The sequence below is a fragment of the Rhizobium leguminosarum bv. trifolii WSM2297 genome (assembly GCF_000271845.1).
In genome coordinates this window covers 197,118-210,593 of sequence record NZ_JH719392.1, presented here as the reverse complement: position 1 = coordinate 210,593, position 13,476 = coordinate 197,118, and the positions used below count along the sequence as shown (strand labels likewise).

The 13,476-nt window shown below is 60.4% G+C and carries 11 protein-coding genes; 7 read left to right on the top strand and 4 right to left on the bottom strand.

What is annotated here, in order from left to right; genetic code table 11:
* Window positions 1-53 precede the first annotated feature (53 nt).
* From RLEG4DRAFT_RS00885 to RLEG4DRAFT_RS00865, 5 genes are all read left to right on the top strand, one after another.
* Window positions 54-1,958 (top strand): ABC transporter substrate-binding protein, encoded by a 1,905-nt coding sequence (locus RLEG4DRAFT_RS00885; RefSeq protein WP_003574616.1) that lies wholly within the window; start codon window positions 54-56, stop codon window positions 1,956-1,958.
* A 106-nt stretch (window positions 1,959-2,064) separates the two neighbouring features.
* Complete coding sequence (locus RLEG4DRAFT_RS00880) at window positions 2,065-3,069, top strand: ABC transporter permease (RefSeq protein ID WP_003574615.1); 1,005 nt, start codon at window positions 2,065-2,067, stop codon at window positions 3,067-3,069.
* Between the two features lie 2 nt (window positions 3,070-3,071).
* Entirely contained in the window at window positions 3,072-3,929 is an 858-nt protein-coding gene (locus tag RLEG4DRAFT_RS00875) for an ABC transporter permease (RefSeq protein ID WP_003574614.1), read from the top strand.
* A 1-nt stretch (window position 3,930) separates the two neighbouring features.
* Window positions 3,931-4,920 (top strand): ABC transporter ATP-binding protein, encoded by a 990-nt coding sequence (locus RLEG4DRAFT_RS00870; RefSeq protein ID WP_003574613.1) that lies wholly within the window; start codon window positions 3,931-3,933, stop codon window positions 4,918-4,920.
* The gene (locus RLEG4DRAFT_RS00865; protein ID WP_003574612.1) at window positions 4,917-5,729 is read left to right on the top strand and encodes an ABC transporter ATP-binding protein; all 813 of its coding nucleotides are present in this window, start codon (window positions 4,917-4,919) and stop codon (window positions 5,727-5,729) included. The genes RLEG4DRAFT_RS00870 and RLEG4DRAFT_RS00865 overlap by 4 nt, the downstream gene beginning before the upstream one ends.
* 649 nt (window positions 5,730-6,378) lie before the next feature.
* Here RLEG4DRAFT_RS00865 and RLEG4DRAFT_RS00860 read toward each other — a convergent pair.
* Complete coding sequence (locus RLEG4DRAFT_RS00860; protein WP_003574611.1) at window positions 6,379-7,272, bottom strand: AraC family transcriptional regulator; 894 nt, start codon at window positions 7,270-7,272, stop codon at window positions 6,379-6,381.
* A 155-nt stretch (window positions 7,273-7,427) separates the two neighbouring features.
* Between RLEG4DRAFT_RS00860 and RLEG4DRAFT_RS00855 the strand changes: the two genes are divergently transcribed.
* Together RLEG4DRAFT_RS00855 and RLEG4DRAFT_RS00850 are read left to right on the top strand one after the other, a co-directional pair.
* On the top strand, window positions 7,428-8,186 hold the full coding sequence (locus RLEG4DRAFT_RS00855; RefSeq protein ID WP_003574610.1) for an SDR family NAD(P)-dependent oxidoreductase: 759 nt from the start codon (window positions 7,428-7,430) through the stop codon (window positions 8,184-8,186).
* Between the two features lie 43 nt (window positions 8,187-8,229).
* Window positions 8,230-8,709 (top strand): limonene-1,2-epoxide hydrolase family protein, encoded by a 480-nt coding sequence (locus tag RLEG4DRAFT_RS00850; protein ID WP_245277923.1) that lies wholly within the window; start codon window positions 8,230-8,232, stop codon window positions 8,707-8,709.
* A 62-nt stretch (window positions 8,710-8,771) separates the two neighbouring features.
* On the opposite strand, the gene RLEG4DRAFT_RS47370 is transcribed toward RLEG4DRAFT_RS00850, so the two are convergent.
* From RLEG4DRAFT_RS47370 to RLEG4DRAFT_RS00835, 3 genes are all read right to left on the bottom strand, one after another.
* Window positions 8,772-8,894, bottom strand: coding sequence for a hypothetical protein (locus tag RLEG4DRAFT_RS47370; RefSeq protein WP_280803005.1), 123 nt, complete (start codon window positions 8,892-8,894; stop codon window positions 8,772-8,774).
* 26 nt (window positions 8,895-8,920) lie between these two features.
* Window positions 8,921-11,035 carry a carboxy terminal-processing peptidase gene (locus tag RLEG4DRAFT_RS00840; RefSeq protein WP_003574608.1) on the bottom strand — a complete coding sequence of 705 codons (2,115 nt, stop codon included), beginning with the start codon at window positions 11,033-11,035 and terminating at the stop codon, window positions 8,921-8,923.
* A gap of 314 nt (window positions 11,036-11,349) precedes the next feature.
* Complete coding sequence (locus RLEG4DRAFT_RS00835) at window positions 11,350-13,353, bottom strand: putative bifunctional diguanylate cyclase/phosphodiesterase (RefSeq protein WP_051040874.1); 2,004 nt, start codon at window positions 13,351-13,353, stop codon at window positions 11,350-11,352.
* Between the last annotated feature and the right edge of the window lie 123 nt (window positions 13,354-13,476).

Genomic DNA, 13,476 nt, shown 5'->3' with positions numbered 1-13,476 from the left:
TACCCATGCGTGCCTTAGCGGCCGCCGCATCGTCGCTTTTTAGGGAGGAGTTCATGCAACAGTGGAAGAGGTTCGCATTCGGCGTCGCGCTGGCCACAATCGGCCTGGCGGCGACTGCCAAGGCCGATGACTATACCTCCTTGCCGCGCAAGGAGACGCTCATCGTCGAAAATCCGGAAGGGACGATCAAGAATCCCGGCTGGTTCAACATCTGGGTCAATGGCGGCGGCGGTGTCTCCACCGGCCTGCAGCAGCTGACCATGGATACGCTCTGGTATATCGACCCTGAACAGGGGCTTGGCGGCGCGTCCTGGGACAATTCGCTCGCCGCCGACAAGCCGCAATATAATGCCGATTTTACCGAAATGACCGTGAAACTGCGCAAGGGGCTGTTCTGGAGCGACGGCGTCGAGTTCACGGCCGACGACGTCGTCTATACCGTCAAGACGCAGATGGACCACCCCGGCATGGTCTGGAGTGCGGCCTTCTCGGTACAGGTGGCAAGCGTCGAGGCGACCGATCCCCAGACCGTGGTGTTCAAGCTGAAGAAGCCGAATTCGCGCTTCCACGCTATCTTCACCGTGCGCTGGAACGGCGCCTGGATCATGCCGAAGCACGTGTTCGAGAAAGTCGAAGATCCGCTTCGCTATGATTTCGCCAATCCCGTCTCGCTCGGCGCCTACAAGCTGAAGTCCTACGATCCGCAGGGCAAATGGTACACCTGGGAGAAGCGCGACGACTGGCAGCGGACCTCGCTTGCCCGCTTCGGCGAGCCCGCCCCGAAATATGTGACCTATACCGATCCCGGCCCACCGGATAAACGCACCATCGCCCAGCTCGAGCACAATCTCGATATCATCCACGACAATACGCCGGAGGGCATGTTCACCCTCAAGGAGAAATCGAAGACAATCGATACCTGGTTCCCGGGCTTCCCCTTTGCCCATCCGGATCCGACGCTGCCGGCGGTCATTTTCAACACCCAGGATGCGCCCTTCGACAATGCCGACGTGCGCTGGGCGCTGGCCCTGCTGATCGACATCAAGGCCGTCGATATGGCGAGCTACCGCGGGGCGGCGACGCTTTCGGCGCTCGGCGTGCCGCCGACGGCGGCCACGATGAAAGACTATCAGGCGCCGATGCAGGATTGGCTGAAGAATTTCGAGATCGATACCGGCAAGAGCAAGATCAAGCCTTATGACCCGACAGTCGGGCAACAGATCGCCGATATCCTGCGCAAGCAGCCGAAGTTCAAGGACCAGATTCCGACCGATCCTGAGGCGATCAGCGGTGCCTTCGGCTATGGCTGGTGGAAACCCGATCCGAAAGCCGCCGGCGAACTGCTTGAGAAGGCAGGCTTCAAGAAATCCGGCGGCAAATGGCTGACCCCTGATGGCCAGCCCTTCAAGATCCGGATGACGGTGGAAGGCGACACGCGCTCGGTCTTCACCCGCGCCGGAACCCTGATCGCACAGCAATGGGCGGCCTTCGGCATCGACGCCAAAGCCGTGCCGGCCGCGAAACTTTGGCAGACGGCGCTGCAGCCCGGCGATTTCCAGGTGGCGATCGCCTGGAGCGTCGAAACCTGGGGCGGCGATCCCGATCTCTCCTTCTTCCTCGACAGCTGGCACTCGCAGTTCGTGGCTAAGAAGGGTGAGGTTCAGCCGCCGCGCAACTGGCAGCGCTGGTCCAATCCGGAGCTCGACAAGATCATCGAGAGCATCCGCGGCATCAGCGCCGACGATCCCAAGGGCATGGAGCTCGGCAAGGATTATCTGAAACTGGTCGCCCGGGAAATGCCGACGATCCCGCTGATGTCCTATAACGTCTTCACCTCGATGGATACGACCTATTGGACCGGCTATCCGACGATCAAGGACCCCTATACGGATCCAGTGCCGAACTGGGCGAACTCCAGGCTGATGATGGTCAAGCTGAAGCCCGCCCAACCGAAATAATCCTCCCAACGCCGGCGCGCAGCCACGCGCCGGCCCCTTATCGGCGGGCTCTGCCCGCCGATCCTTTCCATCCGATGAAAGGGAACCAGAGAGGAACCACTGCCTTATGACGCCCTATCTGATCTTTGTGCTGAAGCGGTTCGGTCAGTTTCTGCTCGTCGTCTTTCTCGGCGTGACGATCACCTTCTTCGTCACCCACCTGACCCCGATCGATCCGGTCGAAGAAAGCATCGGCGCCATCACCCAGATGGGACAGTCCGACCCGAATGCGATCGAGCTGATGCGCCAGTCGCTGCGCGAGCTGTACGGCATGCAGGGCTCGATCTGGCAGCAATATCTGCACTTCTGGCTGCGGCTTGCCACAGGCGATCTCGGCCCCTCGCTTTCGGCTTTTCCCACGCCGGTCACCACCATCATCCTGCGCTCCCTGCCCTGGACGATCGGGCTGATGACGGTGTCGACGCTGATCACCTTCGTGCTCGGCAATGCGATCGGCGCACTCGCCGGCTATTACCGCAAGGATATGGTGCTGAAGGCCGTCAGCCTCGTCTTCATCGCCCTGCTGCCCATTCCCTATTATATTCTCGCCTTCGTGCTTCTCATCGTCTTCGGCTTTATCTGGCCGGTGCTGCCGATCAATGGCGGCTATGAGATGAACGCCAATCTGGACCTCTCCTTTGCTCTCGTCTTCGATATCCTCAAGCACTCCATCCTGCCCGCCCTATCGCTGATCCTTGTCGGCGCCGGCAGCTGGCTGATCGGCATGCGGGCATTGGTTTCCAACATCATCACCGACGACTATGTCGTCTTCGCCGAACTCGGAGGCGTTCCCAAGGGAAAGATCCTGCGCTCCTACATCGCCCGCAACGCCATGGTGCCGCAGTTTACCGGGCTTGCCATGTCGCTCGGCGCGATCTTCAACGGGACCGTCATCACCGAAATCGTCTTCGGCTATCCGGGCATCGGCAATCTGCTGATCGAAGCTGTGCATGCCGGCGACTACAGCCTGGTGCTCGGCCTCAGCGCCCTGTCGATTGTCGGCGTCGCCGCCGCCGTCTTCATCATCGACGTGCTGAGCCCGCTGATCGATCCGCGCATCAAGGTGGAATAGGCATGTTTACCATCATCCGCGACCTCGCCCGCCAGAATATGGAATTCCTCTGCGGCCTGCTGCTCTTTGCCGTCATCGTCGGCTTCGTCATCTTGTCGTATTTCTCGCCCTATGGCGCGACCGACATCTATCTCCTGCCGCCCGATATGCCGCCGGACGGCGAATATTGGCTGGGCACGACCTCACGCGGCCAGGACGTTTTCTGGCAGCTGACGACGGCGCTGCGCAACACGCTGTTCTTCGGCATCGGCGTCGCCTTTCTCTCGCGCATCATCTCGCTGGTCGTCGGGCTGGTCGCCGGTTATGCCGGCGGCGCGGTCGACCGGGTGCTGATGGCGATCAACGACAGCGTCATGGTGATACCGCAATTTCCGCTGCTGATCCTGTTCTATTTCGTGCTGAAGGACAACATGACCTGGACCGTGCTGATCGTCATCATGGCCTCGCTCGGCTGGTCCTATGATGCCCGGCTGATCCGCTCGGTGGCGCTCGGCCTGAAGAGCCGGCCGTTTACCACCCAGAGCGTCTATTCCGGCATGACGATGCGCAAGATCCTCGTCGAGGAGCACCTGCCCTATGTGCTGCCGATCGTCTTCGCCACGACGATGAACAACATGATCTGGTCGATCGGCATGGAGATCACGCTTTCGGTACTCGGCTTCACCGATATCGAGACGCCGACCATGGGCATGATGATCTACTGGGCCAATGCGCATTCGGCGCTGATCGCCGGAATATGGTGGTGGGTGGCGGCACCCGTCGCCGTCATCGTCATTCTGTTCCTCGCGCTCTTCCTGCTGTCGATGTCGATGAACGAATACAATGATCCGCGCAGCCGGCTGAACCGGATGGGAAGTTAGCATGGAGAATTTGGTCGAAATCGAGAACCTGAAAGCCTATTACCGCGCCTTCCTTTTTGGCGTCGATCGCGAAGTGCGCGCCGTCGACGATATCAGCCTGACGATCGGCCGCGGCGAGGTCTATGGCGTTGCCGGGGAATCGAGCAGCGGAAAGACGACCCTGATCAAAACCATCGCCGGCGCCATCCGGCCGCCGCTGCGGGTCGTATCGGGCAGCGTGAAATTCCATTTCGCCGGCGGCACCCAGGATATCTACGCGATGAAGCCGGAGGAGCGCATGGCGCTGCGCTGGCGCCATCTCTCCTATATCATGCAGGGGTCGATGAACGTGCTCAATCCGGTGCGCCGGATCCGCCATTCCTTCACCGATTTCGCCTTCCGTCATATGCAGGTGAGCAAACAGGTCTTCTTCGAAAAGGTCGCCACCCATCTGCAGCGGCTGAAGCTCGATCCGCATCTGCTCGACGCCTATCCGCACGAACTGTCAGGCGGCATGCGCCAGCGCATGACCATTGCTCTGGCCACCATCCTGACCCCGGAATTCATCATCGCCGACGAACCGACGACCGCGCTCGACGTGATCGTTCAGCGCGATGTGCTTAATATGATCCGCGAAATCCAACGCGAGATGGGTTCGTCCTTCCTGTTCGTCACCCATGACATGGGCGTGCACGCGACGGTCTCCGACCGCATCGGCATCGTCTATGCCGGGCGGCTGGTGGAGGAAGCGCCGACCGCCAAGCTCTTCAGCATGCCGCTCCATCCCTATACGCAGCACCTCGTCGGCAGCCTGCCGAGGATCGGCGATCCCACAACCAGGCCCTCGCTGGAGGGGAGGCCGCCGAACCTTGCCATGCCGCCGGAAGGCTGCCGGTTTCATCCGCGCTGTCCCAAACGGATGGAGATCTGCTCACAGAAGGTTCCGCCGCTCGTCACCGTCGAGCCTGGACGGCGAGTGGCGTGTTTTGCGGTTACGGGAGATCCGGTTTGAGTGCTCTGCTTCGCCTCTCGCATGTCACCAAGGTCTACCGCCAGGGCGGCCTGCTCGGCCGGCGGCTGATCACCGCGGTGAAGGATGTCAGCTTCGAACTCGGCGAGGAGCCGGAGATTCTTTCGATCGTCGGCGAATCCGGCTCGGGCAAATCGACGGTGGCGGCGATGATCCTCGGTCAGACCGAACCGACGGAAGGCGAGCTGCAATTTGCCGGCAAGACCGTCGCCATCCACAACAGAGCCGAACGCACCGCCTTCATGAAAGAGGTGCAGCCGGTTCTGCAGAACCCCTTCGAAGCCTTCAATCCACTGAAGCGGGTCGACCGCTATCTCTTCGAGACCGCCCGCAATTTCTCGGCCGGGGGAAAACGGCCGGACCGGCAGCAGGCGGAGAAGATGGCCGACGCCGCCCTCCATCACGTCGGCCTGACGCTGGAAGAGGTGAAGGGCCGCTTTCCCCACGAACTCTCCGGCGGCCAGTTGCAGCGCGTCGCCATCGCCCGCGCGCTGATCCCGCAACCTCGCCTGCTGGTCGCCGACGAACCGGTCTCGATGGTCGACGCCTCGCTGCGCATGGCGATCGTCAACCTCTTTGGCCGCCTGAAAAACGAGCTCGGCCTTTCGATCATCTACATCACCCATGATCTGGCGACGGCCTATTATGTCAGCGACAACATCATCATCATGCGCAAAGGTGAGATCGTTGAACGGGGGCGCGCACGGGCGGTGCTGGATGATCCGCAGCATGAGTATTCTCGGGCGCTGAAGGATGCGGTGCTGGCAGCTGATTTTAGCCCGGCGATCTAAACGCCGCGGGAACGTGGCACAAGCCGGCGTCTGCCATCCGGCGTCATCCAGGGCGCTATTTAGTCGTGCAACCGACCATCAGCGTCATGGATCGGATGGCGAGGGTGGGAAGTCGACCACATCACAGAAGGCGCGTCATCGGAACCGAATGCACGAGCATGCCGCGGATGGGAAGGATTTCTGCGGCATCAAGCAGCCGCAGTCCTGCGTCGCGGATTAAGCAGGGTTTTCACCTCCGTTATAAGGTTTTGGCAGAAACTTATAACGGCGGGAGTGGCCCGATAGGCGTAGGTTTCTAGCTAACACTTATGACGTGGCGGTTGATATGAGTGCCATGTCACGATGACGCGAGCAGGTACCGTCCGGGAGGCGGCGGAGGACATGACCCAGCGCGGGATCTCCTCCGTGGGGCCGTAGGAGACTACGGTGATGGCGCGCGCCAAGAAGTTTTTTCGCAGACATCGTTGCGATCTGACAGCGGTGAATGGCTAATTACCTTCCACGGCACCCGAAGCGGTCTTTGCCGGGTACGCCTCCGCTTGCAATAGCACTTTGTTTTCGCCCGCGTTGGCCGCACGCTTGTGCAGCGCGACCGCCCCCTCGGGTACAAGCCGGCTCGCCTCGGATCCTAAACTGCGGGGGGAAGCGCTTACGCGGCCGCACCAATTTTGCGCCGTATCTGACGAGCATCCCGCGCCGGCGGCGCGCCGAATTGCCGAAAATACTCCCGGCTGAATTGTGACGCGCTTTCATAGCCGACGGCGAACGCCACGTCGGAGGCGCTATGTTCGCCGGCAAGCAACAACTGGCGCGCCTCCTGCAACCGAAGTTGTTTTTGATATTGAAGGGGGCTGAGGCCGGTCATTGCCAGGAAGTGGCGATGCAGGCTGGCGCGGCTCATGCCGCTTGCATCGCATAAGGCCTCGATGCGCAGTCGGGTGTTGTAATTGTCCCTGATCCAGCCAGCGGCGCGCCGGATGCGACCCAGCGCGCCCTCGGGTTGGGCAATCTGACGCAACAGCCGTCCCTGCGGACCTTGCAGGAGACGATAGAGCAATTCCCGTTCGATCATCGGCGCGAGAACCGGGATATCGGCCGGCGTGTCGAGCAGCGACAACAGGCGAAGCAACGTGTCGCGCAGCGGAGCGGTCATCGGGTTGATCGCGATGCCGATACCCTTTGGATCGTTCTCGCGCACCGGGGGCATGGTCGCCGCCAGTTCGGCCAGTATGGCCGGGTCCAGCACGAGTGATACCGCGACATAGGGTTGCCCCGAAGGGGCATCCAGAATCTCACCGGTCAACGGCAGGTCGAGGGCGCTGATGAGATATTGGGCGCTATCGTAGCTCAGCAGATTGTCGTTGATTGCGACGCGCTTTGACCCCTGCAGGATGAAGCAGATCATCGAGCGGTACAGGCACGGTGCCTTGCCGCTGGAAGCTTGCCCAACGCCGATCTCCACGCGCGGAATCGACGTGACAGTCGACCCAGGTGGCGCGTGGCGCAAGGCAATGTCGAGATGCGGCGTAAGGTCATGGGTCATGATCCACTTATGCCACCGCTTCGCCGTCAGGCCAAGCGGTTGAGACAATCGGGCAAAAGATTGAGCCTATCGGGCGGGTTTGCGCACGCACCATCATCTATCTTGACGATATCAAGAGAGCGCCCGAAGGCGCGACAATCCCGCAAAGGCAGACAATGACCAACCAGATCGCACTCATTACCGGCGCCAGCCGCGGACTCGGCCGCAACATGGCCCTTCACCTCGCCAAGCGCGGTGTCCACATCATCGGCACGTACCGCAGCGGTGCTGCAGAGGCCGAGGCGCTGAAGCAGGAGCTCGAGGCACAGGGCGGAAAGGCTGCGATGCTGGCGCTCGACGTCACGGATAGCTCGAGCTTTCAGGCGTTTGCCGAGGCGCTGAGCGATACGCTGAGGACCGATTTCGGCCGTGAACGGTTCGACTTTCTCGTCAACAACGCCGGCAATGGCATCTTTTCAAACTTCGTCGACGCGACCGAGGAGCAGTTCGACTCGCTGGTGACGACGCATCTGCGCGGACCGATCTTCCTCACTCAAAAGCTTCTGCCGCTGATCGGTGACGGCGGCCGCATCCTCAACGTCTCGTCCGGCTTCGTGCGCTTCACCATGCCGGGATACAGCCTCTATGCAGCCATGAAGGCGGCGGTCGAGGTTCTGACGCGGTTCATGGCGGTCGAGCTTGGTGCGCGCAAGATCCGGGTGAACGCCATCGCCCCCGGCGCCATCGCGACCGATTTCGGTGGCGGGGCGGTGCGCGACAATGATGATGTCAATGCGTATGTCGCACAGGGCATCGCGCTCGGTCGCGTCGGGCTGCCGGACGATATCGGCGGCGCCGTTGCCGCGATCCTGTCCGACGACATGGGCTGGGCGAACGGCACGACCTTCGACATCTCAGGCGGGCAGATGCTCTAGGGCCGCGCGCAGCATCTCCTCGCAATACTCATCGGCTGACTGAATGGCGGGCTTGCCGGAGGCGACAGTTCTTAGCGCACTGCGAGAGCTGGCCGCCGGAGCTCTTCCAGTCGCTCCAGACATAAAGGACGCAACCATGCCCACGCCAATCGAGACCATTGCCGCCTTTTTTGCCGCGTATCCGGAAGATCACGGCAGAGTGGCCATCCCGCGGTGGTTCACATCCAAGACGATTTGGATCAATGAGGGCGTTTCCTCCACCACCGGCATCGAGGAAGCCATTGCCATGATCGAGGCGCTGGAGAAATCGACGCCCATTGCCACGGTCCATTTCGACATGCTTGCCATCGCTGCGGACGGGTCTCGCGTGCTGACCGAACGCCTGGACCGTTTTGTGCGCGCTGACGGCAGCGAGATCGCAGCGGCCAAGGTGATGGGCATTTTCGAGCTGGACGGCGATCGCATCGTCGCATGGCGTGATTACTTCGACGTCAGCATCGTCCAGAAAATCGCCAACGGTTGATCGTTATCGCCCCGCCTGCTCTCGAGGCCCGGACATGCGCCGAGCGACGTGAACAAGCGTGATCACGAGCTCAGGGCGCCATTGAGATCATGTAAACCGACCATCAGCATCATGGGATCGGATGGCGAGGGCGGGAAGCCGACCGCCTCATAGAAGGCGCTGGTGTCAGCGGAAATCGCAGGCACCAGCATTTCCCACCCAGCCGGTACGCCTATTTCCCGTCCGTCTTTCCCGGTTTCGTGGCTGCATTCAGGTCGCCGTCATGCAGACCCACCTCGTCTGCAAGAATGGCGGCGGCCTCATCGAGCAGGACGTCCTTTGCGTTCTTGCGGGCGTTTTCAAGCGCGATGTCGGCGCTCAGGCTGCGTTCGCCCGACTCCAGGCCATCATCTCCAGACGGATTGTCGCCATCACTTGCCTGCGCCCGATCCTTGAACCGCTTCTCGCGCGCCCCCGCTTCCTTGCGGCGTTCGGCTTCATTCAGGGAAACAATGCCTTTCTCGCGCTGCGCCTTCAGGTCGGCAATGTCCTTCACCAGACGCTGGAAATCCGGATCGCCCTTCACCCGCGCGTCATGGCGGCTTTGCAATGCTGGCAGCAACGCCGGGACATTGCCTTCGGGCGTATACTTCGCCGGCTTAATCTCCGCCCATGGCAGGGCATTGTCATAGCTGGTCTCGCCGAAGCTCTCCAGATCGGACAGTCCGGGCAGGTTGATGTCGGGGGTTACGCCGCGCAGCTGTGTCGTGCCGCCATTGACCCGGAAAAACTGGGCAATCGTCACTTTCAGCTCGCCATATTCGGGTTTGCTGTTGTGAACCATCTGATCGAGATCGACGACCGTCTGAACCGTGCCCTTGCCGAAGCTGGGTTCGCCGACGATCACGCCGCGGCCGTAATCCTGGATCGCTGCGGCAAAAATCTCCGAAGCCGAGGCAGAGCCGCGATTGATCAGCACACCCATCGGGCCTGCCCAGACAGGCTCTGCAAGATCCGAGCTTTTGACCTCGATCTTGCCGTCGCTGCGACGCTGCTGAACGACCGGGCCCTTGCCGATGAAGAGGCCGGTCAAATCGATCGCCTCGTCCAAGGAACCGCCGCCATTGTTGCGCAGGTCCATGAGAACGCTGTCGACGTTTTCCTGCTTCAGCTCGCCGAGGAGCTTGGCGACATCACGGCTGGCGCTTTTGTAATCATTGTCGCCTTTGCCCTTGGCTTCAAAATCCTCATAGAAGACCGGCAGGGTAATGATCCCGATCTTGCGCTCGGTGTCACCCGACTTGACCGACAGAACAGTCTTCCTGGCAGCCTGCTTTTCCAGACTGATCTTATCGCGCACCAGGCTGACGACGCGATGCGTGGCATCGGCGCCAGCATCGGCCGGCAGGATGTCGAGGCGCACGACGGAGCCTTTTTTCCCGCGGATCATCTGCACGACTTCATCAAGGCGCGTGCCTACCACTTCCTTGATCGGTCCGTTCTTGCCCTGACCGACGCCGGTAATGCGGTCTCCGACCGCAAGCTTGCCGGAGAGCTGCGCCGGCCCGCCGGGCACCAACTCACGGATCGTCGTATAATCGTCGCGCTCCTGCAGCACCGCACCGATGCCAAACAGCGAGAGCTTCATCGACACATCAAAATCGGCTGAGGCGGCGGCGCCGAAATAATCCGTGTGCGGATCGATCGCGTTTGAATAGGCGTCCATGAACGACTGGAAAACGTCGTCGCTCTTGAATTTGTAGGCGCGCTCCAGCGTGTTCTCATACCGTTTGTCGAGTGTTTCGCGAATAGCCGCATCGGCTTTGCCGCCGAGCTTCAACCGCAGCCAATCGCTCTTGACGCGCTTGCGCCACAGCTCATCGCTCTCGGCTTGCGACTGCGGCCAGGGCGCTTTGTCGCGCAGCACCGAGTAAGTTTCCTGCCCACTGAAATCGAAGTCCTGCTTCAGCAGGCTGCGCGCGTAGGTCATGCGGTCGACGACGCGCTGTTCATAGGCGTTGAAGATCGCAAACGGGATCTTCAAGTCCTTGCGCTCGATTGCATCGTCGATCTCGCTGCGCTCGGACGTGAACTTGTCGATATCGGCCTGCAGGAAAAGCATGCGGTCCGGATCAAGCGACTTGATGAACCCATCCATGACCCGCGCCGACAAAGCATCGTCGAGCGGAACGGGCTTGTAGCTGTAGCGCGAGAGAAATTGCGCGCTCAACTGAGCGGCTTCCGCCTGCCGCTCCAGCGGCGCCAAAACCGGCGGCGATGCGACTTCAGCAGAGGCGGACTGTACGATTGCAAGAAATGCACCGAGAAAAACGTAAGCTATGCGCATGCAGCGTTGATCCAATTCTTCATGCCGAGGGTGGATGTGTGATCTAAGTGAGGCAATTGTGGTTTTTTGGCAAGCAGGGAGGAAATTGGATGGTCTGCGGAGCGGCAGAAAAGGCTCCGGCGTCATTGGCTGGAGGAAAATGAAGCACATCGGAGCTTACAGCACATCGCCGCGCAAACGGGAAAAGCAGCAATTTCATCGCACGATTCTTCGGCGGATCTGCAAACCAACACTGCTTGCAGACGGCTGCCATAGTCTGGCGGAGGAAGATCTCAAAGATGCCTGGAAATCGGCCGCCTGGACCGGAACCGAACCTATGGCCCGTTCCGCGAAAGACGTTTCGAATCAAGGTTCCTGGCCATGCTGAACGGAAGCACGTTATCGGATTCAAGCCGAGCCGCCGGCGCGGGCCGTCCAATGTAATATCCCTGGATTTGGTTGATTCCGTACTGCTGCATCAGCAGCTGGTGTTCGATCGTCTCGACGCCTTCAACGAGGATCCTGACGCCGCGATTGCGCAGCAGGCTGATGATGTCGAGCAGCATCCTCTTGCCTCTCTCCGTATTGGTGTCATGGAGGAAGGATCGATCGATCTTGACGGTGTCGAATTCTATCAGCCGAAGCCACGAGAGGCCCGCGAACCCTGTGCCAAAGTCGTCGAGCCAGACTTGAGCGCCGAGCGCTCTCAGGTCGCTGATGCAGCGAACCACGTCCTGGTCGATTTCCAGCTCCACGCCTTCGGTAATTTCGAAAGCGAGCCGAGCGCCCGCCACATCGAATTCCGCCAGTGTTGTTGCGACATAGCTGGCGAAACCCGGCGTCTTAAGTTCAATCGGCGAAACGTTGACGCTGGCAACTTGCACCAGGTCGGTTGCCAACATGTCCCGGCAAACAGTGCGAACTGCCCACCGGCCGAGTTTAACGATCGAACCTGTTCTTTCCGCAACCGGGATAAATTTAACAGGCGATACGGCCGTTCCGTCCAACATCCTCAAACGCATCAAAGCTTCAACACCGTCCACGTTACCGGTCTGGACGTTGCGGATCGGCTGATAGACGAGGGAGACGAGGCCGTGTTCAAGCGCGATCTTCAGGGTCGCGGCGATATCCTCGCTGTCATCGCTGCTCTGCGGGTCGTCAGGATCGAAGACCACGACGGTGTTGCGACCCGTTGCCTTGGCGGCATAAAGCGCGCGATCCGCTTCATGAATGACCTTGTCAACCTGCTTTGTCTGGTCTCGCGTATAGGACAGACCGACACTGACGGTGATGACAGCGGTTCCGTCGCGCCTGTGCTCGTGTGGCCAGGCCAGCGCGCGGACGGCAGCACACATTGTTTCTGCGAGCGCGGCCGCTCTTTCCGTATTTTGCATGGGAGTGATGACGATGAATTCCTCGCCCCCATATCGCCCGATGATCGAGCCGTAGGACGAGGCCACGCTCTGGAGAAGCTGGGATACGGCGACAAGGCACCGGTCACCTTCCTGGTGGCCATAACAGTCATTATAGTGCTTGAAGTAATCGACATCGATAAGAAGGACGGCAAAGGGCGCTCTCTGGTCCCGCCAGCCTTGCCAATGATCACGCAGGCGTTGATCGATTGCCCGGCGATTTTCGAGGCCCGTCAACGAGTCCGTGTTCGAGAGGTGCAAAAGAGCCTCGCCCCTTTCGTCGGCGGCCGCCTGCTGCAAACTGGCTTCAAGAGCATTCAGGAAGACTTTATAGCGCTCTCGGTTGAGCTGAAGGTTCACGTAAGACGTAAAAATAAAGCAGGAAATACAGAACGCACCAAGGATCAGCTTGTGGAGAAGCAACATAGGCGCGAACAGATAGAGGGCGCCGACGAAGATGAGCACGTTCGTGACGGAGGCCGCAAGAGCAAGCGGAAACCGGAAACTGAAGAACAGGTTGACGCTCATCATGAAGATCGCGCCAAAAACCATATAGTATGAGAACGCGTCCCTGACCGTGGTCATCTGGGCGGTGAGAAGCCAGACAAGATAAGCTGCGAGCACGGACGCCGCCGCTGCCATGTCGACCGTATCGGCTTTTGCATTGCGGTAGAGCAAGAGTTCCAGCATGCCTAGCGCGCTGACGCTTACCGCCAATCGGCCAGCGACCGTGTAGCCGACGACATCGCTAATAAAAAGATAGTCCGCGAAAGCATAGGCAAGGTAAACTGCCACCGCGATCCAGAGGCCGCTGCGCGTGGCGCACTTTCGGCCGCTCTCGCTGTTCTGCTTATAAAGGCGACGCAACTGTTCTGGCGACGGCGTCGGCCCAATCGTGGCGACTGCGGTCTCGGCTAACATGTGCATCATGCCCGTGCCACCCAACATCTTGCAGCAGTTGCCCTACGCAGACCGCAAACTGAAGTTGGATAGCCCCACGCCAGCTCCACATCAACCGATAACAGTCAAATAGCGCCCAATCTGGCGGTG

What these genes read in the sequence shown, in the direction of transcription:
- RLEG4DRAFT_RS00885 (WP_003574616.1), top strand. Translation starts at nt 54, where the DNA reads ATGCAACAGTGGAAGAGGTTCGCATTCGGCGTCGCGCTGGCCACAATC.
- RLEG4DRAFT_RS00880 (WP_003574615.1), top strand. Translation starts at nt 2,065, where the DNA reads ATGACGCCCTATCTGATCTTTGTGCTGAAGCGGTTCGGTCAGTTTCTG.
- RLEG4DRAFT_RS00875 (WP_003574614.1), top strand. Translation starts at nt 3,072, where the DNA reads ATGTTTACCATCATCCGCGACCTCGCCCGCCAGAATATGGAATTCCTC.
- RLEG4DRAFT_RS00870 (WP_003574613.1), top strand. Translation starts at nt 3,931, where the DNA reads ATGGAGAATTTGGTCGAAATCGAGAACCTGAAAGCCTATTACCGCGCC.
- RLEG4DRAFT_RS00860 (WP_003574611.1), bottom strand. Translation starts at nt 7,272, where the DNA reads ATGACCCATGACCTTACGCCGCATCTCGACATTGCCTTGCGCCACGCG.
- RLEG4DRAFT_RS00855 (WP_003574610.1), top strand. Translation starts at nt 7,428, where the DNA reads ATGACCAACCAGATCGCACTCATTACCGGCGCCAGCCGCGGACTCGGC.
- RLEG4DRAFT_RS00850 (WP_245277923.1), top strand. Translation starts at nt 8,230, where the DNA reads ATGGCGGGCTTGCCGGAGGCGACAGTTCTTAGCGCACTGCGAGAGCTG.
- RLEG4DRAFT_RS00840 (WP_003574608.1), bottom strand. Translation starts at nt 11,035, where the DNA reads ATGCGCATAGCTTACGTTTTTCTCGGTGCATTTCTTGCAATCGTACAG.
- RLEG4DRAFT_RS00835 (WP_051040874.1), bottom strand. Translation starts at nt 13,353, where the DNA reads ATGCACATGTTAGCCGAGACCGCAGTCGCCACGATTGGGCCGACGCCG.